Raw genomic sequence first — 25,024 nt, 5'->3', positions numbered from 1 at the left:
TTTTGTATCTTGTGATGTTCAAAAAAACAATAATAAAACAAATAAATCTATGGCTTTTGATATTGAAATGATCAAAAAAGTGTACGAAAACATGCCGAGCCGCGTTGACAAAGCTCGCGAGATTGTTGGTCGTCCGCTTACTTTGACGGAGAAAATTTTATACAATCACCTTTGGGATGGAAATCCAACAAAGGCATTTGGAAGAGGAGTTGATTATGTTGACTTCGCACCGGATCGTGTAGCTTGTCAAGATGCAACTGCACAAATGGCATTATTGCAATTTATGCATGCTGGAAAATCTAAAGTAGCAGTTCCAACAACAGTTCACTGTGATCACTTGATTCAGGCAAAAGTCGATGCTGTAACCGATTTGGCTAGAGCGAAAACACAAAGCAATGAAGTTTTTGACTTCTTGTCTTCTGTTTCTAATAAATACGGAATTGGTTTCTGGAAACCAGGAGCCGGAATTATTCACCAAGTAGTACTTGAAAATTATGCATTTCCTGGCGGAATGATGATTGGTACCGATTCTCATACTGTAAACGCAGGTGGTTTAGGAATGGTAGCAATTGGTGTTGGTGGAGCAGATGCTGTAGATGTTATGTCTGGAATGGCTTGGGAGCTTAAATTTCCTAAATTAATTGGAGTTAAGTTAACGGGTAAATTATCAGGATGGACAGCTCCTAAAGATGTAATTCTTAAAGTTGCAGGTATTTTGACTGTAAAAGGTGGTACAGGTGCTATTGTAGAATATTTTGGAGAAGGGGCAACTGCAATGTCTTGTACTGGTAAAGGAACAATTTGTAACATGGGAGCTGAAATTGGAGCTACAACTTCAACTTTTGGTTACGATGATTCAATGAGCCGTTATCTTCGTTCTACAAATAGAGCAGAAGTAGCCGATGCGGCAGACAAAATTGCGCCTTATTTGACTGGAGACCCAGAGGTTTATGCTAATCCAGAGCAATATTTTGATCAAGTTATCGAAATCAATTTATCTACATTAGAGCCTCACTTAAATGGTCCTTTTACTCCAGATTTGGCTACTCCAATTTCTAAAATGAAAGAAGAAGCAATCAAAAATAATTGGCCATTGCAAATTCAGGTTGGTTTAATTGGTTCTTGTACGAACTCTTCTTATGAAGATATTTCCCGTGCCGCTTCATTGGCAAGACAAGTTGCGGATAAAAATTTGAAAACAAAATCACAGTTTACAATCACTCCAGGTTCTGAAGTTGTACGTTCTACAATTGAAAGAGATGGTTTTATTGATACTTTCCATAAAATTGGAGCAACTGTTTTTGCAAATGCTTGCGGACCATGTATTGGTATGTGGGATAGAGAAGGAGCAGAAAAAGAAGAAAGAAACACCATTGTGCACTCTTTCAACAGAAACTTCTCAAAACGTGCAGACGGTAATCCAAATACATTAGCCTTTGTAGGTTCACCGGAATTGGTAACAGCTTTGGCTATAGCAGGTGATTTAAGTTTTAATCCGTTAACAGATAAATTGATCAACGAAGAAGGCGAAGAAGTTATGCTTGACGCTCCAACGGGAGACGAGCTTCCTTCTAAAGGTTTCTATGCAGAAGATCCTGGATTCCAAGCTCCAGCTGAAGACGGTTCTGGAGTTACTGTTGTAGTAAACCCTACTTCTGAGCGTTTGCAATTATTAGCTCCATTTGACGCTTGGGATGGTAAAAACATTACAGGCGCTAAATTGTTGATCAAAGCTTTCGGAAAATGTACTACAGACCACATTTCTATGGCTGGACCTTGGTTGCGTTTCCGTGGACATTTAGATAATATTTCAAATAATATGTTGATTGGTGCTGTAAATGCATATAACCAAAAAACAAATTCGGTTAAAAACCAATTAACAGGTCAGTATGATGCTGTTCCTGCTGTTGCTCGTGCATACAAAGCGGCTGGAGTTCCGTCTATCGTAGTTGGAGATCACAACTATGGAGAAGGTTCTTCCCGTGAGCACGCGGCAATGGAGCCTCGTTTCTTAGGGGTTAAAGCGGTATTGGTGAAATCTTTCGCTCGTATCCACGAAACAAACCTTAAAAAACAAGGTCTTTTAGGATTGACTTTTGCAAACGAGGCTGATTATGACAAAATTCAAGAAGATGACACAATCAACTTCTTAGATTTAACAGAATTTACGCCAGGAAAACCATTGACATTAGAATTTGTTCATTCAAATGGTACAAAAGATATTATTTTGGCTAACCATACATACAATGAAGGTCAAATTGGCTGGTTCGTTGCGGGTTCTGCATTAAATTTAATTGCGGCTGGAAAAGCGTAATTGACTTAATTATACTAAAAACGCTCTGTTCCCACAGAGCGTTTTTTTTATTGTTTATATTTTTATAAAGTTGTCAGTTTGGTTTTGCAGCAGCAACTCCTTGTGATAAACTTCTAATTTTTACAGGTTGTGTGTTTTTAAATTCTTCTAAATCGATACTGAATACTTTGGAAGAAGGTACTTGGGAATAATTATTATCAAAACGTCCTCCTAAAAGAATTAATTTGCTGTCATTGTAATACATAGCCGAATACATCAATTGAATGTCAATATAGAATTCTTTTAATAGCTTTGTTTGTATATTATAGGTGTACATTTTTTGGTCTTCAAAAAAATAGATGATATTGTCAAAATAAGCAATAGCTGGTCTCTCTAGTTCTGAAAACAATTGACCTTCTATTTGCCATTTTTCGGTCACTAAATCAAAAGTTTCAATTTGCGAAATAGGCTTCCCATCATTGCCACCAATTAAATAGATCTTATCGTCAATTAAAATTCCAGTAGTTTCTTTTGCCGTTGGCATCGGATCGAGTTCGTACCAATTTCCTGATGTTATATTGTACAAATGAACTTTATTGGTGTATTCTTTTTTATCTTTTTCTGATCTTTTTATAGAGCCACCCATTGCAATAATATTGTCTTTGTAGGTAAACGAAGCAAAATCAACTGCCTGATGCGGATTTGTATTGTCAAATTTGATGTTCTGTTTGTCAATGTCAATGACTTCAATTTGATTTTCCAGATATTCCCAGCTACTTCTTGAGTTGACTAAAATTCTTTTTCCGCCCAAAATATAAATAGAATTATTGTAATAATGCATATTGTGGTATCCTCTTGCTTTTAAATTAAATTTCGAGGTTTCCCAGGTGTTTGTTTTGATGTCGTAAATAGAGAGGAATTTTTTATAATGTCTTTTTGGCTTAGGAAGTTGCATTTCTGCTATATAGTCGTTAGCATCATATCCTGCGCGTTCTGCTCGGCCTTTTTCTAAATAATTTATTTCAGTATAAGCATCGCCTCCGCTGACATAAATTTTGCCATCTTTCACAAAAGATCCAAAAGAAAAAATAGGATCTTTTAACGAACTTAATTTATTGAATGAAAGTTGTGGTTTTAATTTTTTGTTTTGAGCGATTGTTACCTCAGATAAATTTTGGATGTTTTCCTCAAGCGTTACTTTGAATTTATGTTTGATTAAATGCTGCATTGAAAATCTTGCTGTAGTGTATCCAATATGAGAAAACTCCAATATTTCGTTTGCATTGAGATTTGAAAAAATGGTTATTGAAAATTGACCTTTAGCATTGGTTATTGTACCAGTTTTTCCTGTTACGGCATAAATATTTACATCTTCAAGAGGTTCATTGTTAACTGTAGTAACAATTCCTTTGATATTTTGTGAGAATGATAATAGTGGAAGCAGGATAAAAAAGTAGAGTAATTTTTTCACAAGTTTTTGAAAGTTAGGTTACTATAGAGTCTTGAATTATGAAAATTATGTAAGAAATGCATTTGATAAAGTTATTGCAATTTTCATACCGAAAAGCCTAATTTGAAATAAAATTAGTGTTAAATTTCATAAAATACAATTGAAATATGAACAGGCTTCCCGTAGATTGTCCATTTATTGAATAATTAATTTTGTAATAAAATTAGTTTGGTTTAACAGAGGCAACTCCTTGTGATAAAATTCCAATTTTGTTAGGTCTAGTGTTTTTAAATTCTTCTAAATCAATACTAAATAATTTTGAAGATGGTACTTTAGAAAAGCTGTCTTCTAATTGTCCGCCCAGAAGATAAAGTTTGTTGTTGTCATAATACATAGCGGAAAATTTGAAATCAATACCAATTTCGTATTCTTTTAAAATAGTAGTTTTTATGTCGTAAGTGTACATTTTCTGCTTTTCAAAAAAATAAATTACATTATCATGAGATGCAACAGCAGGCCTTTCTAATTCGGAAAATATATGGCCTTCTGTTTGCCATTTCCCAGTTATTAAATCGAAAGTTTCAATTTCTGATAATGGTTTTCCATTATTGCCTCCTATAAGATAGATTTTGTCTCCAATCAAAGTACCGGTAGTTTCTTTTGCGGTTGGCAAATTAGGAAGTTCGTGCCATAGGCCTGTAGTGATATCGTAAAGGTGCATTTTGTTTGTGAAAACCTTTTGGCCTTTTTCGGTTTCGCTTAATGAGCCTCCTAAAGCAATGATGTTGTCCTTGTAGTTAAATGAAGCAAAATTGGCGGCTTGATGTGGATTTGTATAATCGGTTTTACTAGTTAAATTGTCAATGTTTACAACATCTATTTGATTCTGCAAGTATTCCCAAGAACTTCGGTTATTCACCAACATTTTTGTTCCGCCGAGAATGTAAATGGAGTTGTTGTAATAGTGCATATTATGATGCGCTCTTCCTGATAATTTTAATTTAGGTGTTGTCCAAGTGTCGGTTTTAATATCGTAAATAGAAAGGTTTTTTTTATAATGGCGCTTATCGAAGGTCTGTATGTAGGAGAGATAAAAGAGTATGGAGAAATCCGCTCGTTCCGATCTTAATTTTTCGTACCAATTTATGTCAGGATATCCATCTCCGCCCATAACATAAATTTTGTCGTCTTTTATGAAAGATCCAAATGAGAAAACGGCATATTTTAACGGCTTCAATTCATTGAATGCTAATTTCGGTTTTAATTTTAATGTCGACATTACAACTACTGGCGAAAGATTTTCGGTATTCTCTTGCAGGTAAACTTTAAAATTTTGTTTGGCTAAATAGCTTATTGAAATTCTTATTGTTGTGTAGCCCATATGAGAGATTTCTAGAACTTCATTGTTTTTGACTTTTGATTTTATATTTAATGAAAATTCGCCTTTTTTGTTAGTTACAGTACCAATTTTGCTGGTTACGGCAAAAACATTTACATCTTCCAGTGGTTGATTGTTTGCTGAGAGAACAATCCCTTTAGTGTTTTGTGAGAATGATAATAAGGGAAGCAAAATAAAAACGTAGAGTAATTTTTTCACAAGTTTTTGAAAGTTAAGTTACTATTAAATCTTGAATTCTGAAAATTATGTAAGAAACTGCATTTCATAAAGTTAGAACAATTTTTATACCGAAATTGTTAATTTGGATGAAATTAAGTGTTAAAAATTGTGCTTTTTTTACTTTAAAAAGTTAAATTCGCCATGCCCCAAACAACAAAACTGTTTTTTTTGAGTTTTATGAGAATAAAATTCAAGAGAGGCTGTTTGATAAAATGATTAGAATGATTAGTAGATTTATAATAGTGCTGTTTTTATTTAGTGTCAGTGTTTTTTCTCAGGACAAATACATCAAACATAAAATTTCAAAAGGAGAAAATATTACTGTTATAGCTAAAAAATATGGAGTCAAACCAAAGGATATTATCGAGGCAAACCCAAATGCTCCTAAAATCCTAAAACTTAATTCGGTTTTATTGGTTCCAAATAACAACAAGTCAGTTGCTTTAAAACCTGCAGATACTAAAGTTACCCCATTACAGCCTTCTGATAAAGTTGAAGTAGCAAATTCTGATTCTCATGAAGTGCAATCCAAAGAAACACTCTGGGGAATTTCAAAAAAGTACAATGTTTCAGTCGATGACTTGAAAAAAGCAAATCCGTCAATTGATACCGAAGGATTGAAAATTGGTCAAAAAATCAACATTCCTTCAAATACTGCAATAGTTGCCGAAAAATCTATTGAAACCCCTGAAAAATTAAATGAGGTTGAGGTTGTAGTTGAGGTTCAGCCAAAAGAAACCAAATATGCAATTGCCAAAAAATACGGAATTACAGTTGCAGAGCTTGAAAAACAAAACCCATTTATAAAAGGTAAACTTCCAGTAGGTTACGTTTTAAAATTAAAGATTCCTAAAGAAAAGGCAGATGCAATTGCGGCGCTAAATTCGGTTTCAGCTCCTGCTGAAATGAAGCCACTTCAGGAAGAAAATATTCAAATTGCTGATAAAACTAGCGTAAAAACAGATACAACGATGTTGCGTGTTAGCAATCATTCTGAATTAATTGATTTGCTGATTTTAAATGCAACACAAAATATAGGAACCCGTTACCGGTCTGGAGGCACAACAAAAGCTGGTTTTGATTGTTCGGGTTTGATGTTTTGCACTTTTGGAAATTTTGACATTAAACTGCCAAGAAGCTCGATCGAGCAATCTCGAATTGGTACAAAAGTAGGTAATGCCGAAGCGCAAAAAGGAGATTTGATTTTCTTTAAAACCAACGGACGAAGACATATTAATCATGTTGGCATGGTCGTCGAAGTAAGTGATGGAGAAATAAAATTTGTTCACTCGTCAACTCACGGCGGCGTAATGATTTCTTCTACAAAAGAGCCGTACTACGAAAGGGCTTTTTCTCAAGTCAATCGTGTTTTAGAAGAAGAAACTAAGAAGCTATAATGTTGATATAGAATTCATCTTTAAATTCTTCAATTGGAAAAGGTTTGCTCAACATTTTGCAGACATATTTGTTTCCTGTTATTTCATCAATTTCATCTTGATCTAAAGTAGACGAAAGAACATAAATTAAAGTCTCGCTCTTTAATTTTGGATCCAGTTTGTCGTATTCCTTTAAGAATTCAAAACCATTCATAAATGGCATTTGAATGTCCAGGAGAATAATCAGAGGCTTATTGGCTTCTGTGCTGTTCGCAAGCCATTCAAGTCCTTCTTGTCCATTATTAGCAATATGGATTTTATGAACCAAAAGTACTTTTTTCAGCAATTGTTTCATTACAAGCTGATCAATCAAATTGTCTTCGATTAATAAAAATGTTGGGCTAAATGGCATAATGATTTGGTATTGTTACGGTGAATTTGCTTCCAATTGTGGTTTCTGAACATACAGTTATTTGTCCTTTTATATTTTCAACAGCTTCTTTGACAATATAAAGTCCAAGTCCTGAACCTTTATTTTTGTTGGTTCCAAAATACATTTCAAAAATATTATCCTTAAATTCTTCTTTAATTCCGATCCCATTATCTGTTACTTCAATTTTATTAAAACCATCTGTCAATGAAGTTTTGATAGAAATAAACATTTCCTGTTTGCTTGCGTCTGCATATTTTATTGCATTTGATAATAAATTAGAAATAATGATTTTTAATCTTAAACTGTCACTGTGAATTTGGTCAACTAATAACTCTTTTGTGAATGTAATTCGGTTTGCGTTTTCAATATGCATCAGTTGAGAAATAGCTTCTTCAAATAATTCTTTCAAGCTTACAGGTTCCATGATTACTTGCGCCCGCTTGTTTTTTGAATAATCAATAATGTCGCTGATAAATTGATCTTGTTTGGCCAGACTTTGCTCCATTAAATTTAGGTATTCCTTGATTTGGCTTACATTATCCTCTAATTGAGTGACTTTTATCAAGCCTTTGAGAGAAGTGATAGGTGATCTTAAATCATGTGAAGCGCTATAAACAAAGCAGTCCAATTCGTGGTTTGCCAACAATAAATTTTCATTCTTTACCTCAATTTCTTTTTTTGATGACAATAGGCGTCTTACCATTATGGAATAGTAAAGACAAATACTGCATATAATGATAAGAATGAAAACTATATTGGTAATAATCAATAGATCTTTTATTTTTCGAGTTCCCGCTCCAAGCGTATTTGAAAAATTTCGTTCGTTAACTGTCAATCGATCGCTAATCGAACTGATTCGTTCAAGGTATTTTCTTTGTTCATCAATGGTAAGTGAATTGTGTTTGATTTTGGCATCGATTTCTGTTCCAGTTACAAACAATTCATAAATTAGATTATCTCCTTGTTCCCATTCGTGAATCGCTTTTGCTAAAAAAGGTACTTTTTTAAAGTTGACAAATACCCAAATAACATCGTCTAGATCATCTTTATGGTTTCTGCCTGCAATAAATCCTTGTCGAGCAATTTGGTTGTCGCCAGCTTTTAAAAGTGTTTTTCGTGCTATTCCATCACCTTGGGGTACACTTAATTCTTCTAAATATAGTTTCCATTGATTTGGGTCTCTCGTATAAAGGTAAGTGATAAGGTGTCGTGATGCATCTTTTTGTCCTTTTGAGTAATGTGATTCGCCATTAACATATGCTCTATTGGCAGATAATATTTTGATTGTGAAGAAATTGATGCAAATTAATAAAGCGCAGGTAATAAAAACAATTAACAAAAGAACGAAGACATTTGGAAAACGTATTTTTCTGAGAAACTGGATCTTTTGCATATTTCTTATTTTGTAGGTTAATAGTTTGGCTATTAGTGTCTAATTAACTTGTAAAAGAAAGTTTTTTTAGTCTCACGAATCTTTTGGGGAACTATTCATGGTATATTATATTAAATAAACAAATGTTAACAAAAAATAAGAAATTTTAAAACTTTAATCCTTCTAACCAAATTTAATAAAAATATATTTTGCTTTGACAAATGTGTTTTTATTTTCTGGTTATTTTAATATTTATATAGTTAACCATTTTATTTTTAATTATTTAATTAAATGTTAAAATGATTTTTGTAACCTGCACAACTATGATTTGATATGTTTTTTAGTAATCATTTTTGGAATAATTTGATTTCTGGGATATTGTTTTTGTTTAACGAATATCGAGTTTTTAAAAAATAAATTTTTAAAATTATTTGAGTTTGTCCATACAGTTTTAGCGAAAATAAAATTTTAATAAAATGTAAGAATTTAAAGGTGCTGTTTTTCTGCATTTTTGACTTTTATAAAAGAAAAAAGCTGTAGGTTTTGCCTACAGCTTTTCTTTAAAGTAAAGTTATTTCATTTGCAATATTTAGATTTTAAATTAATTTTTTAATGACTAAAATTTCAGCAATCCTATACTAAATATATTTGGCAGACAATTTAGGAAACGTTCTTTTTAAGTCATCATTGTCTTCGCTCCATTCATTTCCGGTTGTAATATGATTTTCCTGAAAGGGGTAAGGCATTTTTTGTCCAGTCAATTCTTCGAAAACTATTCCGGGTAAATAGCCAAAGCCTTCCCAATCAAATTCTTCAATAAGATGTGTTTCAATTTCTGCAAGTGACTCCGGATCAGCGATTGTTTTATAATAAAAGTCCTGACCTTGAGCAATTACCCATTCGCGAAAGTCATTGAAGCTATCGTCGCTACAGCCTCCATGAATGATGTAAATGGCGCCCCAAAGTTCCCAAGTGTTTGCTTGACCTCTAAAATTTCTAAAACTATTTCCAAATAAAATGAGTTCATCTGCTGTTAGTTTTCGGAGTTCGTTGGCTAATTCCTCTTGTTGCTCTTCAAAATTGCCACCAGAACTGTCTTTTGTTTTTTGAATTATTTTCCAGAATGAATCTTCATCCATCAAGTTTTCTGAAGGTGTATAATTTATATTTTGGTTCGGTTTTGAAATTTGGTCTTTTTCCTTATTACCAAAAATCTTATCAAATAGTCCCATTCGTATTTTGGTATTAGTTTATAAATGTTTGACACTTTTAGTGAAATAATTGGTTTAAGAATTCACATTAATCAATCCTCTGAAAAATTGAATACCGCCAAATAAGATTGCGCCCCAAAATATAAAACCGATGTTGGCAAAAGTTAAAATGGTGCCTCCGCAGAACCATAGCGCTCCGTAAACCATATCTTTTCTGGCTTTTTCATATTTGGCTTCCTTTATTTCGATTTCTAGATTTTCAACCATCAATGTGGCAATTTCGGGACTAATTCCTTGTTCGGTGAGTTTGATTTTTGTTTCATGTGCCGATTTGTTTTCATTTACAAGCAAATTTGCGGCATAATTGTAATGATAGCTTGAAACCTCTGATGTTTCAATTTCGGTAGTTTCCATAGATTAGTTTTTAGTTAGTTATAGATTTTGGTTTTTTGGTTTACGAATTCTGTTTCGATTTATGTTTTAATAAATGTTTTACATTCTACAGCTATCATGTTTAGCCGTAAAACATTTTTCAAAATGAAGTTTTCGTTTGATTCTCAAATATAGATAGTTGAGATAGAATAATGTTACGGGAAGACGTAATGAGGCTTTTTTTTCAAAAAAAAACTGCAAAATCAATTGCAGTTTTTAATAAAGTTCGTGCCAAAAATGACCACAGCCATCTTTGCATTCTGTGTTTCGCCTTTCTGTATCAGTTATTTTAAAAATCCACAACAAGGCGGTTATTACTTTTTTATTTTCTTCTTCTGGAAGAACAGCTAGTTTTTGAAATGCGATTTTGGTCGGAAACGCTTTTAAAAGTATTATTGGGGTGTAAGTTGGCTTTAAGGGAATGCTTTTCAATGCTACTTGATAAGCAGGCGAGTCATAGTTTACCTTATCCGGAATCGAATTGATAATGTAATTATGCAACGTTGTAAAAAGCTCTTTAAAATTATAATCATTTCCTAATAAAAGCTCTAAACCGGTATTGAAATCAATATGGTCTTGAGCAGTTTTATTGATTATTTTTTCTATTTTTTTCAAAATGTTTTGGTTCTTTTTGGGGAATTATATTCCAAAAATAAATAGTCGAAATAATATAAAATTACGGAAAGACGTAAAGAGAAGAAATTATTTTGAATGTAAAAGCTACAATTTTTTTACGATTGTAGCTTTTTGTGTTTATAAATGAAATTATTGCTTTAATGCTTCTGCATTTAAACTTATTGGAGGGCATCCATTATTGAAATAAATGGTTGCTTTAGCGGTTACTCGTGAAAGACAACCTGTATAATAAAATTCTTCATTTATTTTGTTGTCATTTAGAGTGCTAGTGAATGGAGGATATATAGTCCCGCTTTTTTTACCGTATAATTCGTCATCTCCTGAAAAAGAAGGCCCTCCTTCTAATTTTAAATCTATTTTGGAAACAGTATTTTTCCAATCTATAATACAATTAGAAGGTGAAATCAATGTAAGAAATCCTCCTAAATTTCCTGATGGGCTGCTGCCTCTGCATACAAATGATAGAGACATTGTAGGCGTGCAACAAGCAGCTCCACCGCCAGTAGATTTTACTATTGGTAAAACTGGTCCGCAAATTTGTCCTGTTTCATCAGTTCCAACTGCTTGTATAGATCCGCTTAGAAAACTAGAATCTGTCGTAACACTTGCGGTAGAACCCGTCCCGTTAATTGTTAGACTCCCACTTGGATTGACAGTGCCAGGAACTATACTCCACGTAACATTGCTTACAGCAGGAGTGCTGTTGTATTGATATGTAGTAGTTGAGCCTGCAGTTACAGATGAAAAGGCATTATCTGTATTGACATTACTTACTGTTGTGCCAGAGATGTAACAAGTGATTGTTCCGGAAGTTACCGCTGCTGTTTTCTTTGTCAAATTAGAGCTTTTTGTAGCGCTATTACTCTGTTGTGCTTGTGTTTCATCATTAGAACAAGCAAAAAAGATTGAACTAGTTGCTAATGAAATAAATAAGATGCCAAAATAAATTTTTAAATTTTTCATAATTTTTTAATTCCCTTTTGAAGTATAATTACTATTGAAGACGAAAACTTTAGGTACTAGATTTGGGTTAATTTTGTTCCGCCTTTCAGATTTTAACTTTAGATTTAGGCAATCCGCTCAACAAATTTATTTGCAGTTATATCAAAGTACCTGAAATTACTATTGAAACGTTAGGTTAAATTCTGAGGTTTAATTAATAGATTTAAATAAGTTTTTAGTTGTTTGTAATAATTGTTTTTTTTTGTAAAAAAAATACTTTGATTTAATCAAATTTATGTAAATCAAATAGTACAACATTACGTAAAACCGTAAACGGACATTTTTTTTTAGATTCCTTTCTTGTTTTTTTTAATCATTAGATAAGATTAGGATTTCAGAAAAAAGTATATCTTTAACCAACCCAAAAACCAAAAAAATGCAAGAAAACGACCAAGAAAATTTTAAAAGAGAGCTCGGATTATTAGACGGAACCATGCTTGTTGTAGGTTCTATGATTGGATCCGGGATATTCATTGTAAGCGCCGATATTGCGAGACAAGTAGGATCTGCAGGCTGGCTAACGCTTATTTGGCTAATCTCAGGATTGATTACAATTATTGCTGCTGTAAGTTATGGCGAACTTAGTGCCATGTTTCCAAAAGCAGGAGGGCAATATGTTTATTTAAAAGAAGCTTACAATAAATTGATTGCCTTTTTGTACGGCTGGAGCTTTTTTGCAGTAATTCAGACCGGGACAATTGCTGCGGTTGGTGTGGCTTTTTCCAAATTTGCGGCTTATCTATATGAACCTTTTAGTGACGAGAATATTCTGTATGAATTAGGTTCTTTTAAACTTAATGCGGCGCAACTAGTTTCTATTTTTACAATTATTGTGCTGACCTATATTAATAGTCGTGGCGTTAAAAACGGGAAAATTCTGCAAACTGTTTTAACCATTATCAAAATTTTATCCCTGCTTGGTTTGATCGTTTTTGGATTGACGCTTGCTGCAAAGGCTTCAGTTTGGGATGCCAACTGGGCAGATGGATGGGCAACGCGTTCTTATAATGCCAAAAGCGATTCTTGGTTGCCAATTAGCGGAACAGCGTTAATCACAGGAATTTCAGCTGCTATGGTTGGTTCATTGTTTTCAAGTGACGCTTGGAACGGAGTTACTTTTATTGCAGGAGAAATCAAAAATCCAAAACGAAACGTTGGTTTGAGTTTGTTTTTAGGAACTTTTATCGTAACGGTAATTTATGTTTTGACTAATTTGATGTATGTCGCTGTTGTACCACTTCAGGAAATTGCAACAGCAAAATCAGAGAGAGTAGCGGTTGTGGCTTCGCACTATATTTTTGGAGATATCGGAACGCTTATTATTGCGATCATGATTATGATTTCAACTTTTGCCTGCAACAACGGATTGATTATGGCTGGAGCAAGAGTATATTATACAATGGCAAACGATGGATTGTTCTTTAAAAAAGCAGCAGTTTTAAATAGATCTAGTGTTCCAGCATGGGCTTTATGGGCACAATGTTTTTGGGCTTCGGCTTTATGTTTGACCGGAAAATACGGTGATTTATTAGATTTCGTCATCATCATTGTTTTGATTTTTTATATCTTGACAATCTATGGAATCTTTATTTTAAGAAGAAAAATGCCAGATGCTGAGAGACCTTATAAAGCGTTTGGATATCCATTTTTACCGATGCTTTACATTATAACAGCAACTGCAATTTGTGTTTCGCTGTTGATTACAAAATTCTCAACTTGTGGTTGGGGTGTATTAATTATGCTGACTGGAATTCCAGTTTACTATTTGACGAAACCTAAAGAATAAATTTTTGTTTCAGGTTTACTGTTTCAAGTTTTCCTGAAATTTGTATCATAAAAAAGCGCCTTGTAATTCAACAAGGCGCTTTTTGTTATTTTGAATATTCAGAATTATTATTCAGATAAATCGTTGTCAATTCTTTCTGCTGTTGGTCGCAAGAAAATCAGATAAATCAAAATCAGTATTCCAAACAATATAAAATCGGGTTTCAAAAATAAAATCAGAAATGCAGCACCTTCAAGAACTGCCCAGCGCATGATTGATGCGGTTTGATAAATAGGAAATTTTTCTTCAAGTTTCAATTTCGGATTGATTTGCTTCAATTGAGATTTGAATAAAAAACTGCTCAAAACAAATGCTAGAACCGGAATAACAACATAAATTATCGAAGAGGAATCAATAGTAGGAATTCGTAATTTCTCAATCGAAAGGTCGCCTAAAATGTAATAGGCTACAATCGTACCTGCGCAAATGCCAAGATGAATGATTTGTAGGGTTTTAATTTTTTCAGACATGGTTTGGTTAATTAGGGGTTTGGTTAGTAATATGCAAGTTAAAAATTAATTCTCTGAAAATTCTTATTTAATGAGTTAAGAATCTGAATTGCAATGTTTTTTGCTGAAAATGAAAGAATAAAAGAAGAAACTCGCAATGAAAAATCTAAGGATATTGGCATAAAAAAAAAGACATTGCAATGAAGCAATGTCTCTTTTGATGCAAATAATCTGGAAACTGTTTTATAGTGCAACAGGCTCAGCAGATGATTTTATTGTTGAATTAATAATAGACAAAGTAAGTGGGTCAGATTCTCCTGAGAAGAAAGCTTCCAGAATTTCCTGAAATATCGGATTTGTGTTTTCAACTAATGAGAAAAGCGTCATAGACGAACGTAATTTGCGAGCGTCTAAATCTCCAAAAATCCCATCAGCTGATTTTCTTTTGAAAGTCAATAAAAGCTCTGAAATTTCAATTAAATGTTTTCCAAGAATTGGATGTTCCAAATAATCGGAAGCTTCTTTTAAATCATTAATGGCATAAAGATTCGCTGTATCGCTTTTTCCCAAACCTTTTATTTGCGGAAAAATGAACCACATCCAGTGTGTTTCTTTTTTCCCTTTGCTGATTTCAGAAAGAGCTGTAAGATAAAGTTTGTTCTGCGCATCTAAGAAACGCGATAAATCATTGTTAGAATAAGCCATTATGGTATTGTATTTTGAAAAAGGTTGCAAAAATAGTAAAAAAGATAGGGTTAGCCTAATAAAAGGTTCATACAGTGCATGTTTTAACTTTTTAAAGAAGGAATATCTTACGTAGTTTTAAATGAAAAATGCTTTTTTTTAAGAGTTCAATGTTATAAAAATCAAAGATTTCGATTGGTTCTTCTAAAGGTAAGATTGATCCTTGGCAAAACATCGCGAGCTGTTTTTGGAACATGATGTTGCCAAAAACTATTAGTCGTTCCTGCCATTAATAAAAAGGAACCATGGTGAAGCGGAATCTCGACCTGATCAATATCCTTCCTGAATTTATGTCGGAGTTTGAACATTCTTGTTTCGCCAAAAGTAACCGAAGCAATAATAGGATTTGGGCCTGTATTGTGTTCTTTGTCGCTGTGCCAGGCCACGCTATCGTTGCCATCTCGGTATAAATTTAAAAGTAAGCTATTAAAATCAACTTGTGTTTCTTTTTCAACACGGCCTCTGATGGTCAGTAGATCGTAAGTCCAGTCTGGGCCTTTTTGATCGGCGCCCGGATTATCTTTGTCTTCATACCAGGAAATCATTCGTGGCGCGGTTACTGTTTTGTCATACATTTCCATTTCATATTCTCTCCATTTGGTTTGATGAAGCAGTCTTTCATAAAAACGATCGGATTCTTTTTTAGTGAAAAAGTTATCGATTAAAATTAATTCGCAATCAGGCAAATCGTATATAATTTTACCACTGCTACCTGTGGTAAATAATTCGGTGTCGCTAAATAGTGTCATAATTCAGATTTTAGTTTTAAAGCTCTATTTTATATTTATTCGGATTAAGAAGCTTTACTTAAAAAGTGCTTATTAAAAAACACTTTACCTGGATGTTTTTCAGCGAAGGCAAAAATCAACTGTTCAATATATTGGTTGCTTTTATAAGGCGTAACATAGCTTTTGACATCTTCAGGATCTTGAATCGCAACATCTCTCGGAATATATCCCATTCCGTGAAAGTGTCCATTTTCAATCCAAATACAGCTTCTTTCATCTGAGGATCTTCCTTTGTCAATTATAGCAAAACTTGGTCGGTTGTTCAATAAAAAATCAATTGCATTATCGACTTGTTCATTATGGAGTGAAACATCTGGCAACTCTTTTATTTCATTATTGTAGAAAAAATCGCCTTCATCGGGTCTTGAATATTTACAGAAACGATGGTCGATTTCAAATTGTTCTGCGAGACTTCGCAATAAATGAATTCCAGTATGCTGGTTGTTGAATTCATGAATACAAGTCTGAAATTTGCTCATTTTTCCGAGTGCCAAATATTTATAGCCATTTCGAGCTTCGTATTGATAAATGCCGAATTTAGCTTCAAAACGTTTTAAAGCTCTGTTGTAAGTCGGCCAAAGTTTTTTGATTTCGGTACATTCTAAAAGAAGCGCCATCAATTCAGTCGCACAGACTTCAAAAGAAATTCCGTGAATATCTCTTAAAAAATGCTGTCTCTGCGGATTGATATTATTTCCAGTAAAATGCGATGTTACTCTTTTTTTCAGATTGATCGCTTTTCCAACATAAATCACTTTTTTTTGCTGATTATAGAAATAATAGATTCCAGGTTTAGCGGGCAAATTATTAAAATCGTCTGCAGGAAGATTTGGAGGCAATCGTTGATCTTCTGCTGTTTTCTTGATCATTTTGTCGATTTCTCCGGCATCGTCCCATTCCAATAAAAGCGAAAATAGTAAGGCAGTAGCATCAGCATCTCCGCTCGCGCGGTGTCTGTTTTCTAAAGATATATTTAAAGAGTTGCACAAATTTCCTAAACTATAAGAACCTAATCCGGGCTTGATTTTTCGTGCCGCTCGAACCGTACACAATTTTCTCGCAGACCATTTAAAACCCGCTTGTTCCAGTTGATGATGAACGAACGAATAATCAAAGTTGACATTGTGCGCCACGAAAACACGATCGGTTAGCATTTCCAAAACCTTTTCAGAAATATCATCGAAGATTGGTGCATTGGCAACCATTTCATTATTAATTCCTGTCAGTCCAAAAATAGAAGGAGGGATATCCTGTTCAGGATTTACAAGTGTTTCGTAACGATCCAACACATTTGTACCGTCATGAATAATAATGGCAATTTCCGTAATACGGCTTCCACTGGCATTACCGCCTGTGGTTTCAATATCGACTATGGCATATTCTTGCTTTTTCATTTGTATATAACGTAAAATGTTCTTTTTCTGATGTTTATGTTTTAATCTTGTAAAGTCTTATACATTTCTATTTTTTATTCTCGCAAAGTTTTTCTTCTTTGAGCTCTTTAATTAAAAACTTTGCGACTTTGCGAGCAATTTTCATCGCTTAAGAATTAAACTTCATTCGATGTCGAGGAAGATTAATTTCATGCCCTTGCGGATATGGCGCCCGATGCGTCAAACTAATATCTTCCTTAATTAGATTTTGTGTTTTATATTGATCTTTAGCGTCCATGTAGCGCGGATCTGGAATAAAAGGCATTTTTGCCATTTTGAGAATCGTAATGGTTGGAAAATGATAATCGACCTCAACATTTCCTAGCAAAAGATAACAGCCTCCGCCCTGAAAAGGATGTTTTGCCAAACTATCCGGAAAATGCGCCGTATCAAAATAAGTGCCTTCATGATCGATCCAAGTTCCAAAATACATTGAGCCTTTTTTCGTCGGGACGTGTTTTCTGGAAATTAAATACGCCAGCATTCTAACTTGTCTTTTATGATATTTTACCAAATCTTTCGCCATAATATCACCGCGATGTTTGGTTTGTAAAAGATCGAAAACCGTACATGAAATTGGAAAACTCAACAATTCGATTTCATCAAAAGCATCTTCAAAAATGGAACGTTCCAAAACCGGCAATTTGAATTCTTTAACAGGTTCTTGCAAAAGCATCAAATCTCGATTTTCGGGTTTAAAATTGTTTAAAAGCAAACTCGCACTAATCAAAAGCTGATTTTTAGTTTTTCCTGTAAAACGAAAAGCGCCTATGAAAATCAATATTTTAACGCCTTCAATCCCAATCGGAATGCGATTGATAAAATTTTCCAAAGAAAGATAATCGCCATTTTTAGTTCTTTCCGATTCGATTAAATGCGCAATTTTAGATTCTAAACTTTGCAAATGCATGAAACCGAGATAAATATCAGTTCCGTACAAAGTCGTTTGATATTCACTTTTATTCACGCACGGATTATGAACGGTTCCGCCCGACATTCTCGCTTCGTGTACATAAACTTCAGTTCTATAAAACCCGCCTTGATTGTTGATTACCGCTGTCATAAATTCAACAGGATAATTCACTTTCAAATACAAACTCTGATAACTTTCAACCGCATAAGAAGCCGAGTGTGCTTTGCAGAAAGAATAGCCCGCAAAAGATTCGATCTGGCGATAAATTTCCTGACTCAAAGCTTCTGGATGCCCTTTTTGAGCACAACTTGCAAAGAAATTATCTTTCACTTTTTGTAAAGCTTCGAGCGATCTTCCTTTTCCTGACATGGCACGACGCAGAATATCACCGTCAGGAGCGGGAAGCCCGCCGTAATGTTGGGCGATTTTAATCACATCTTCCTGATAGACCATAATCCCGTAGGTTTCGCCAAGTTGTTCTCTAAAAACGTCATGAAAATATTCAAACTGATTTGGATTATTATGGCGAAAAATATACTCTTTCATCATCCCAGATTGTGCAACTCCAGGACGAATAATAGATGAAGCGGCAACTAGAATTTTATAATTATCACAATTCAATCGACGTAATAATCCGCGCATCGCTGGGCTTTCGATATAAAAACAGCCAATTGTATCTCCTTTTGCTAAATGCAAATTACAAACCGCTTCATCTTTAGAAATTGAAGTATTGCGAATGTCGACTTTTACACCTCGATTTTTAGCGATCAGTTTTACGCTATCATCAATATGACCTATTCCACGCTGACTTAAAATATCGAATTTGTCAAAACCGATTTCTTCGGCAATATGCATATCAAAAAGTACAATTGGAAATCCTTTTGGAGGCATTTCTAAAGGCGTATAATTGGTAATTGGCTCTTCAGAAATAATGATTCCGCACGCATGCATACTGCGTTGGTTTGGATATTTTTCCAACATTTGTCCATAATATTGAACAAGCCTTACAATTTCGTTTGTTTCATGTAATGCCAATGGATTTTTTGCCAGCATATCCAATTCCTCTTTCGGAAGACCAAAAACTTTTCCGACTTCTCTGAAAATAGATCGGTATTTGAATTCAACATTCGTACCGCAAAAAGCGACGTGATCTCTGCCGTATTTTTCGAAGATATATTCTAAAATTACATTGCGTTCCTGCCAGCTCCAGTCAATATCAAAATCGGGTGGAGTTTTTCTGTTGAGGTTTAAAAAACGTTCAAAATACAAATCAAGTTCGATTGGACAGATATCGGTAATTCCGAGACAATAAGCGATAATGCTGTTGGCGCCACTTCCGCGGCCGATGTGCATAAAACCTAATTCTGTGCTGTGTCGAACAATATCCCAAGTGATTAAAAAATAACCGCTGAATTCTAGTTCATCAATTACTTTCAGCTCTTTTTTGACACGTGCTTCAGCTTGCGGATTTTCTTTTCCGTATCTTTTTTCAAAACCTTCCTCAGCTAATTCGGTTAGCTTTTTTAAATCGCCTTCACGACTTCCGGTAAAGAATTTTTTATTCTTTTTGACTGCAAAATCATATTGAAAATTACATTCGTCAATGACGTATTGTGTATTCGAAATAATTTCAGGATATTTTTCGTAGAAAGGCAAAAGAGCTTCTAGAGGTTTTATGAAATCTGAAGTTTTGCAATAATCTGCTTCGGTAAGTTTTGACAGAATAATATTCGTATCAATTGCCCGAAGCACTTTATGCAGATTGTATTCTCTTTTACAGCTAAAAGTTACGGGTTGTAAAACTACCATTTTAGTCCTTTTATTTTTATGTTTTGAAGTTAAAAGACCTGAAACTTCTTCGGGACGAACTCCGATAAATTCATTTTCATAAAGCGTTTCTGGAGCATCTTCTAAAGTATAAATAACAAAAGCCGATTCAAATTTAGGAGCTCGTAAAGGCAGAGTTTCTCCACTGAAATTATGATCCGTTAAAAAACGATTCATTTCGGCCAAACCTTCTGCGTTTTTAGCCAAACCTATATATCGAAATTGATGATTGCAACGAAATTCCATTCCAATCAAAGGCTTGATTTCTTTTTTCTCGCATGCTCTTATAAAATCATAAATTCCCGTTACCGTATTAATATCAGTCAATGCCATTGCTTTTATACCGCAAGAAATTGCCTGCTCGATAAGTTTATCAAGAGGAATCGTGCCGTAACGCAGAGAGTGAAAAGAATGACAATTAAGATACATGATTTTATTTATTGCGTTTTAAAATTTCGTCTTTAGTATTGGGTTTGAAATGTGCTCCGGCGCAACGCATCACGGCATCAAAACCGTAACGACTTTTCATTTTATCCATAGCTTCATAAAGCGCCAGCATTTCCTGAGTGTCTTCAAAAAGATCAATTTGATAGGTTCCACGAACTAATCCGCTAAAGCGAACACCAATTAAACGCAGACGCATACGACGCTGATAAACTTTTTCAAAAAGCTCCATTACGGTTTTAGTCAAAATATGATCGGCTGAAGTATAGGCAACTCGGCATTGTTTGGTTTCGGTATCGAAATTGGCGTACCGAATTTTAACCGTAACCGTAGAAGTCAGCCATTGCTCAGAACGCAATTGAAAAGCCAGTTTTTCAACCATTCCTAAAAGCACTCTTTTGAGTTTTGGAATATCAATGGTATCTTGAGAAAAAGTGTTTTCGGTCGAGATAGATTTTCTTTCACTATAAGGTTCTACAGGCGTATGGTCGATTCCGTTGGCTTTTTTCCAGAGTTCCAAACCATTTTTTCCAATCATTTGCTGTAAAACCTCAGCGGGCATTTCGGCTAAAGTCTGAATTTTTCGAACGCCAATTCGGGACAATAATTGAAAAGTTACGGTTCCGACCATTGGTATTTTCTGAATCGAAAGCGGATTTAAAAAGGCCTGAACATTTTGTTCGGGAATTTCAAGATTTCCTACTGGTTTGCCTTCGCCGGTAGCGATTTTAGAAACGGTTTTATTGATTGATAACGAAAAACTAATTGGTAATCCGGTTTCTTTAATTACTTTTTGTGCTAGTTCATTGGTCCATTTATAACTTCCGTGAAATTTATCCATTCCGGTAATATCCAGATAAAATTCGTCGACACTTGCTTTTTCTAAAACAGGCGCTTTTTCCTGAAGAATTTCGGTAACATCATGCGATAATTTTGAATACAATTCCATGTCGCCTTTCATGATTTTTGCGTCTGGACAAAGTTTCATTGCCATACGAATAGGCATGGCAGAACGTACTCCAAATTTGCGTGCTTCATAGGAACAAGAAGCCACAACACCGCGATCGCCTCCGCCAATAATAAGCGGAATTCCGTTAAGTTCAGAATTGGTAAGTCGTTCGCAGGATACAAAAAAGGTATCCAAATCCATATGTACAATTGCCCGTGCCATTTTTCCTTTGTTTTTGTATGAAACAAAATTAGTACAGATTAGAACATTTTGTGTATATTTGCTGTTCCAAATTATAACAAATTAATTATGTCCTTATTTTCAGACAACATCAGAGCATTAAGGGTTAAGCATAAAATATCTCAAGAGAAATTAGCTGAAAACCTTAGCATTACCAGAGGTAGATACGTAAAATATGAAGACGGAACTTCAGAGGCGCCGTATGATATTTTAAAGAAGATTGCATTATATTTCCATATGAGTATTGACTTGATATTATCGGTCGATATTCGTAAAATTGATGTGCAAAATTTGATAAAACTAGAAGGCAACCGACTTATTTTACCCATTCAAGTGGATAGTTTTGGAGAAAACTTTATTGAAATTGTATCTCAAAAAGCAAAAGCAGGATATTTAAACGGATATGCTGATCCAGAATATATTGAAAGTTTACAGCAGATTACACTTCCGTTTTTAGGACCTGGAAAACACCGCGGATTTCCTGTTGAGGGCGATTCAATGCCTCCGCATGAAGATGGTTCTATTATTATTGGCCGTTATGTGGAAAAACTGGGAGAGGTTATGGACGGAAAAACTTATATTCTAATTACCAAAAATGAAGGAATGGTCTATAAGCGTCTCAATAAAAACAAAAAAAACGCTTTGGTTTTAGAATCCGATAATAGTTTTTATCCGAATTATGAAGTGAAAGCTTCTGATATTTTGGAGATTTGGGAATACGAATGCAACATCGGTCGTTCAGATAAAAAACAAGAAACGACAGAAACTGGAGCAATGAAAGATTTACTTTTAGAATTGAAAAGAGAAGTTCGAGAGATTAAGAATAATACTTCGAATGCATAAAAATTATATGAATTCTGAAAGATACAAATGGACGATACGATTTTTAATCTTAACGCCTCTTCTTTTATTAATTGCAATGATTATAGCAGGTGGCGGACATGGATTTGTTCAACCCATTTTTGCTTTATTTCCATTCGCAACTTTTCAATGCATTTGGTCAAAAGATCTTTCTTTTATAAATTTTATAATTGCGGTTGTTCAATTTCCTATTTATGGTTTATGTATTGACAAATCAATCAATAAAACCAAAAACGGGATTATAATTTTAGTTCTTCATGTTTTACTTGCAGGATTGATTTTTGTGTTTGCTAGTGAGAATTGGAAATAAAAAATGTTAAATATGAGAATAATCTACTATTCATTTTTCTGCTCTATTTTTCTTTTAAGTTCTTGCAACGAGAAAAAAGAATTGGATAAATATGATAAAAATGGCAAGCTAATAGTTTATAGCGAAGAAGTCTACTTTAACATGTTGATGAAAAATAAAAAATTAGATGTTACTATTATTGATACATTTTGTATTAATCAAAAAGCTAAAGCTATTAAAGATATCAAAAAGGGAGAATTAATTTACTTTGGGTCTCACTCTTACGAGAAAATATTGTCCAAAATGTTGAGTCAATATGGTATTAAATACAAAGATCATCTGGGGCATTGTACAAGACTTGGCAGTTTTGAGCCATATTGTTATCAAATTGAAATGTGGAAAGAAATAGATAAAAGATATGGAGAGAATTTTATTGATTCCCTTTCTCAAATAGCAAAAAAGCAATTTGTCTTAGAAAATCCAGATGTTCCTTATATAGAAGATGGAATAGATTTAAGAGAAAAATATAAGAAGGAATCAAAATGAACATCCAAAAAGCTAAAATCGAAGATCATATCCGTTTAACGGAAATCACCAAAAAGTCAAAAGCCTATTGGGGATATTCTGAGGAACAAATTGAGAAATGGAGTAGCAATCTAACCATTACAGAAGATTATATAGAAAAAAATCCTGTTTTTAATTTGGTTGAAGAAAATCAGATTGTTGGCTATTATTCTTATTTGAAAAAAGAAGACAATCAGGCAAAATTGGACAACTTATTTATTTTACCTGAATATATAGGAAAAGGATTTGGTTCTTTTTTGATGAATGACTTTTTGGAAAGAATGAGAAATGAAAAATGCCAAAAAATCATTTTAGATTCAGAACCAAATGCCGAACAATTCTACCGAAAAATCGGATTTGTAAAAATCGGCGAATTTGAAACTTCAATCAAAAATAGATTCATGCCGATTATGGAAATGAAGCTATAATTCTTGAGTTTATTTTAAATCAATTTTCAGTTGCATTTCATTTTTCATATGCAATAATACCTCAGCATTTCCCATAGCATCATCAACAGGATTATGCGTATGCTTTGTTTTTCGAAGATGTTTCCATTGAGCGAAAGTATCATTTACTAAACCGCAGTACAAATCGCCAATTCTTCTTGATGAATATCCAAAAGGATTTCTATTTAAAAAATGATGAAAATACCAACAGATAAACATCCAGTCAAAACCATTATTGTCACTGATAAATATTGGTCTTCCTTTTGAATTTTCTTTTAACCATTCTTCAAAATTTAGCATTACCGTTTTAGGATCATCAAACCCTAAAGTTGTTTCTCTATCAAACCCTGAAATAGCTAAAGCTTGTGGATCAAATTTGTCAGAAATAGGCTTTAGTTGTCCGTAAAATGTTTTGTCTAATTTGTCATTTACAATGACGGCACCAAAAGATATCATAGAATAATCTCCCGGAATTGGTCCATCTGATTCGATGTCTACAACTATATAACTCATTTAATTTGTGATTTGTTTTTCTAACAAACTTAAAATATTAAATAAAGAATAATAGTATTTTATGATAAATTATGAATTAAAAAACCTTTGCAAATCCCAATCCATATTGTTGCCCATTATAAAAAGGCATTATCATAGAAGTTGATTTATTTTCGGCCGATGATTTAAACAGTTTTCTAGTGATATAGGGATTAATCCAATAAGCAATTTTCGTACTCAAAATTCCAATTCCAGCTCCGGCAGCAACATCGGTCAGCCAGTGGCGATTATTGTAAATTCTGAAAAGTCCGGTTCCTGTGGCAACGGCATAACCCGCAATTCCGTACCAAATCGATTTGTCTTTGTATTCCTGCCATAAAAATTCGGCGCCCATAAATGCCGTTGCAGTATGTCCAGAAGGAAAGGAGTTATTTGAACTTCCGTCAGGCCTTTCTTCATGTACAATCGATTTTAAGCTCAAAACCGTTGTCGCCATAATAGCGTATGAAGTCACCAATATGACCGAACGATCACGCATATTGTTTTTTCCTTTTACGCCAAAAGCATTCAAAGCATAAACAGAAACAGCCGGCGCGTATTGAGAGAAGTCATCAATTGTGATTTTTTCATCAATATCTTCCTTGACTTCGGCTCTGATTTGCGAGTTAAAACTCAAAAGCTGATCACTTTCTAAACCAATTACGCCATACCCAATCAAAACCGAAGGAATAATTAATTGTTTGTAACTGAATTTTAAATGATTTGACGTACTGTCAATTTTTGCGATAGAATCATTTTGTTGCGCATTCGCAGAAAATAATCCGAATAAAAATAGAAGGGAAATCGTTTTGTGCAACATCTTTAGTTTGTTGTTATATTTTGCAATATTAACGAATGTTTGTCCTTGGTATTTTGGGCTTAATTGAACCTTAAGCTA

General features: G+C 33.9%; 23 protein-coding genes. 7 read left to right on the top strand and 16 right to left on the bottom strand.

Annotated elements, in window-relative coordinates:
• Positions 1-49 precede the first annotated feature (49 nt).
• Entirely contained in the window at positions 50-2,314 is a 2,265-nt protein-coding gene (locus AAYQ19_RS15785) for an aconitate hydratase (protein WP_343537548.1), read from the top strand.
• Positions 2,315-2,387: 73 nt separating this feature from the next.
• Here AAYQ19_RS15785 and AAYQ19_RS15780 read toward each other — a convergent pair whose 3' ends face one another.
• Together AAYQ19_RS15780 and AAYQ19_RS15775 are read right to left on the bottom strand one after the other, a co-directional pair.
• Positions 2,388-3,764 carry a Kelch repeat-containing protein gene (locus AAYQ19_RS15780; protein ID WP_343537547.1) on the bottom strand — a complete coding sequence of 459 codons (1,377 nt, stop codon included), beginning with the start codon at positions 3,762-3,764 and terminating at the stop codon, positions 2,388-2,390.
• A gap of 202 nt (positions 3,765-3,966) precedes the next feature.
• Positions 3,967-5,340: a Kelch repeat-containing protein gene (locus AAYQ19_RS15775; RefSeq protein ID WP_343537546.1), complete on the bottom strand. Its 1,374-nt coding sequence runs from the start codon at positions 5,338-5,340 to the stop codon at positions 3,967-3,969.
• Between the two features lie 242 nt (positions 5,341-5,582).
• Here AAYQ19_RS15775 and AAYQ19_RS15770 point away from each other — a divergent pair, with 242 nt between their 5' ends.
• A complete protein-coding gene (locus tag AAYQ19_RS15770) occupies positions 5,583-6,758 on the top strand; it encodes a C40 family peptidase (protein WP_343537545.1) in 1,176 nt (391 codons plus the stop codon).
• Here AAYQ19_RS15770 and AAYQ19_RS15765 read toward each other — a convergent pair.
• The 6 genes from AAYQ19_RS15765 to AAYQ19_RS15740 all read right to left on the bottom strand — a co-directional run bounded on the left by AAYQ19_RS15765 (position 6,745) and on the right by AAYQ19_RS15740 (position 11,784).
• Complete coding sequence (locus AAYQ19_RS15765; protein WP_343537544.1) at positions 6,745-7,149, bottom strand: response regulator; 405 nt, start codon at positions 7,147-7,149, stop codon at positions 6,745-6,747. The genes AAYQ19_RS15770 and AAYQ19_RS15765 overlap by 14 nt on opposite strands.
• Entirely contained in the window at positions 7,139-8,563 is a 1,425-nt protein-coding gene (locus tag AAYQ19_RS15760) for a sensor histidine kinase (protein WP_343537543.1), read from the bottom strand. The genes AAYQ19_RS15765 and AAYQ19_RS15760 overlap by 11 nt, the downstream gene beginning before the upstream one ends.
• 617 nt (positions 8,564-9,180) lie before the next feature.
• Entirely contained in the window at positions 9,181-9,774 is a 594-nt protein-coding gene (locus AAYQ19_RS15755) for a DUF4240 domain-containing protein (RefSeq protein WP_343537542.1), read from the bottom strand.
• A gap of 54 nt (positions 9,775-9,828) precedes the next feature.
• Positions 9,829-10,167, bottom strand: coding sequence for a hypothetical protein (locus tag AAYQ19_RS15750; protein WP_343537541.1), 339 nt, complete (start codon positions 10,165-10,167; stop codon positions 9,829-9,831).
• A 234-nt stretch (positions 10,168-10,401) separates the two neighbouring features.
• Positions 10,402-10,800 carry a DUF5958 family protein gene (locus tag AAYQ19_RS15745; RefSeq protein ID WP_343537540.1) on the bottom strand — a complete coding sequence of 133 codons (399 nt, stop codon included), beginning with the start codon at positions 10,798-10,800 and terminating at the stop codon, positions 10,402-10,404.
• 150 nt (positions 10,801-10,950) lie between these two features.
• Positions 10,951-11,784, bottom strand: coding sequence for a hypothetical protein (locus AAYQ19_RS15740; protein WP_343537539.1), 834 nt, complete (start codon positions 11,782-11,784; stop codon positions 10,951-10,953).
• A 415-nt stretch (positions 11,785-12,199) separates the two neighbouring features.
• Here AAYQ19_RS15740 and AAYQ19_RS15735 point away from each other — a divergent pair, with 415 nt between their 5' ends.
• Positions 12,200-13,609, top strand: a complete 1,410-nt coding sequence (locus AAYQ19_RS15735; RefSeq protein WP_343537538.1) for an APC family permease — start codon at positions 12,200-12,202, stop codon at positions 13,607-13,609.
• A 107-nt stretch (positions 13,610-13,716) separates the two neighbouring features.
• Here AAYQ19_RS15735 and AAYQ19_RS15730 read toward each other — a convergent pair whose 3' ends face one another.
• The 6 genes from AAYQ19_RS15730 to dinB all read right to left on the bottom strand — a co-directional run bounded on the left by AAYQ19_RS15730 (position 13,717) and on the right by dinB (position 21,417).
• Positions 13,717-14,118, bottom strand: a complete 402-nt coding sequence (locus AAYQ19_RS15730) for an MFS transporter (RefSeq protein WP_343537537.1) — start codon at positions 14,116-14,118, stop codon at positions 13,717-13,719.
• Positions 14,119-14,340: 222 nt separating this feature from the next.
• Complete coding sequence (locus AAYQ19_RS15725; protein WP_343537536.1) at positions 14,341-14,802, bottom strand: DUF1810 domain-containing protein; 462 nt, start codon at positions 14,800-14,802, stop codon at positions 14,341-14,343.
• Positions 14,803-14,963: 161 nt separating this feature from the next.
• Positions 14,964-15,590: an alpha-ketoglutarate-dependent dioxygenase AlkB family protein gene (locus tag AAYQ19_RS15720; protein WP_343537535.1), complete on the bottom strand. Its 627-nt coding sequence runs from the start codon at positions 15,588-15,590 to the stop codon at positions 14,964-14,966.
• 44 nt (positions 15,591-15,634) lie between these two features.
• Positions 15,635-17,023 carry an exonuclease domain-containing protein gene (locus AAYQ19_RS15715; protein ID WP_343537534.1) on the bottom strand — a complete coding sequence of 463 codons (1,389 nt, stop codon included), beginning with the start codon at positions 17,021-17,023 and terminating at the stop codon, positions 15,635-15,637.
• 148 nt (positions 17,024-17,171) lie between these two features.
• Positions 17,172-20,231, bottom strand: a complete 3,060-nt coding sequence (locus AAYQ19_RS15710) for a DNA polymerase III subunit alpha (RefSeq protein WP_343537533.1) — start codon at positions 20,229-20,231, stop codon at positions 17,172-17,174.
• Between the two features lie 4 nt (positions 20,232-20,235).
• Entirely contained in the window at positions 20,236-21,417 is a 1,182-nt protein-coding gene (gene dinB / locus AAYQ19_RS15705) for a DNA polymerase IV (protein ID WP_343537532.1), read from the bottom strand.
• Between the two features lie 87 nt (positions 21,418-21,504).
• Between dinB and AAYQ19_RS15700 the strand changes: the two genes are divergently transcribed.
• From AAYQ19_RS15700 to AAYQ19_RS15685, 4 genes are read left to right on the top strand one after another with little or no spacing between them, the layout of a single operon-like run.
• Positions 21,505-22,278 (top strand): XRE family transcriptional regulator, encoded by a 774-nt coding sequence (locus AAYQ19_RS15700; protein ID WP_343537531.1) that lies wholly within the window; start codon positions 21,505-21,507, stop codon positions 22,276-22,278.
• A gap of 7 nt (positions 22,279-22,285) precedes the next feature.
• Positions 22,286-22,606, top strand: coding sequence for a hypothetical protein (locus tag AAYQ19_RS15695; RefSeq protein ID WP_343537530.1), 321 nt, complete (start codon positions 22,286-22,288; stop codon positions 22,604-22,606).
• 12 nt (positions 22,607-22,618) lie between these two features.
• Entirely contained in the window at positions 22,619-23,131 is a 513-nt protein-coding gene (locus AAYQ19_RS15690) for a hypothetical protein (RefSeq protein WP_343537529.1), read from the top strand.
• Positions 23,128-23,577 carry a GNAT family N-acetyltransferase gene (locus tag AAYQ19_RS15685; RefSeq protein WP_343537528.1) on the top strand — a complete coding sequence of 150 codons (450 nt, stop codon included), beginning with the start codon at positions 23,128-23,130 and terminating at the stop codon, positions 23,575-23,577. Before AAYQ19_RS15690 ends, AAYQ19_RS15685 begins: the two co-directional genes overlap by 4 nt.
• A gap of 9 nt (positions 23,578-23,586) precedes the next feature.
• Here AAYQ19_RS15685 and AAYQ19_RS15680 read toward each other — a convergent pair whose 3' ends face one another.
• Positions 23,587-24,108: a 3'-5' exonuclease gene (locus AAYQ19_RS15680; RefSeq protein ID WP_343537527.1), complete on the bottom strand. Its 522-nt coding sequence runs from the start codon at positions 24,106-24,108 to the stop codon at positions 23,587-23,589.
• 76 nt (positions 24,109-24,184) lie between these two features.
• Positions 24,185-24,946, bottom strand: a complete 762-nt coding sequence (locus tag AAYQ19_RS15675) for a phosphatase PAP2 family protein (protein WP_343537526.1) — start codon at positions 24,944-24,946, stop codon at positions 24,185-24,187.
• Between the last annotated feature and the right edge of the window lie 78 nt (positions 24,947-25,024).

Source organism: Flavobacterium mesophilum, from assembly GCF_039581405.1.
Classification (GTDB): Bacteria; Bacteroidota; Bacteroidia; order Flavobacteriales; family Flavobacteriaceae; genus Flavobacterium.
The sequence above is the reverse complement of the archived record's forward strand: the minus strand, read 5'-3'. Positions and strand labels throughout refer to the sequence as shown.

What these genes read in the sequence shown, in the direction of transcription:
- AAYQ19_RS15730 (WP_343537537.1), bottom strand. Translation starts at nt 14,118, where the DNA reads ATGTCTGAAAAAATTAAAACCCTACAAATCATTCATCTTGGCATTTGC.
- AAYQ19_RS15750 (WP_343537541.1), bottom strand. Translation starts at nt 10,167, where the DNA reads ATGGAAACTACCGAAATTGAAACATCAGAGGTTTCAAGCTATCATTAC.
- AAYQ19_RS15690 (WP_343537529.1), top strand. Translation starts at nt 22,619, where the DNA reads ATGAGAATAATCTACTATTCATTTTTCTGCTCTATTTTTCTTTTAAGT.
- AAYQ19_RS15755 (WP_343537542.1), bottom strand. Translation starts at nt 9,774, where the DNA reads ATGGGACTATTTGATAAGATTTTTGGTAATAAGGAAAAAGACCAAATT.
- AAYQ19_RS15680 (WP_343537527.1), bottom strand. Translation starts at nt 24,108, where the DNA reads ATGAGTTATATAGTTGTAGACATCGAATCAGATGGACCAATTCCGGGA.
- AAYQ19_RS15785 (WP_343537548.1), top strand. Translation starts at nt 50, where the DNA reads ATGGCTTTTGATATTGAAATGATCAAAAAAGTGTACGAAAACATGCCG.
- AAYQ19_RS15770 (WP_343537545.1), top strand. Translation starts at nt 5,583, where the DNA reads ATGATTAGTAGATTTATAATAGTGCTGTTTTTATTTAGTGTCAGTGTT.
- AAYQ19_RS15700 (WP_343537531.1), top strand. Translation starts at nt 21,505, where the DNA reads ATGTCCTTATTTTCAGACAACATCAGAGCATTAAGGGTTAAGCATAAA.
- AAYQ19_RS15740 (WP_343537539.1), bottom strand. Translation starts at nt 11,784, where the DNA reads ATGAAAAATTTAAAAATTTATTTTGGCATCTTATTTATTTCATTAGCA.
- AAYQ19_RS15715 (WP_343537534.1), bottom strand. Translation starts at nt 17,023, where the DNA reads ATGAAAAAGCAAGAATATGCCATAGTCGATATTGAAACCACAGGCGGT.
- AAYQ19_RS15695 (WP_343537530.1), top strand. Translation starts at nt 22,286, where the DNA reads ATGAATTCTGAAAGATACAAATGGACGATACGATTTTTAATCTTAACG.
- AAYQ19_RS15720 (WP_343537535.1), bottom strand. Translation starts at nt 15,590, where the DNA reads ATGACACTATTTAGCGACACCGAATTATTTACCACAGGTAGCAGTGGT.
- AAYQ19_RS15765 (WP_343537544.1), bottom strand. Translation starts at nt 7,149, where the DNA reads ATGCCATTTAGCCCAACATTTTTATTAATCGAAGACAATTTGATTGAT.
- dinB (WP_343537532.1), bottom strand. Translation starts at nt 21,417, where the DNA reads ATGGCACGGGCAATTGTACATATGGATTTGGATACCTTTTTTGTATCC.
- AAYQ19_RS15685 (WP_343537528.1), top strand. Translation starts at nt 23,128, where the DNA reads ATGAACATCCAAAAAGCTAAAATCGAAGATCATATCCGTTTAACGGAA.
- AAYQ19_RS15675 (WP_343537526.1), bottom strand. Translation starts at nt 24,946, where the DNA reads ATGTTGCACAAAACGATTTCCCTTCTATTTTTATTCGGATTATTTTCT.
- AAYQ19_RS15760 (WP_343537543.1), bottom strand. Translation starts at nt 8,563, where the DNA reads ATGCAAAAGATCCAGTTTCTCAGAAAAATACGTTTTCCAAATGTCTTC.
- AAYQ19_RS15735 (WP_343537538.1), top strand. Translation starts at nt 12,200, where the DNA reads ATGCAAGAAAACGACCAAGAAAATTTTAAAAGAGAGCTCGGATTATTA.
- AAYQ19_RS15710 (WP_343537533.1), bottom strand. Translation starts at nt 20,231, where the DNA reads ATGTATCTTAATTGTCATTCTTTTCACTCTCTGCGTTACGGCACGATT.
- AAYQ19_RS15725 (WP_343537536.1), bottom strand. Translation starts at nt 14,802, where the DNA reads ATGGCTTATTCTAACAATGATTTATCGCGTTTCTTAGATGCGCAGAAC.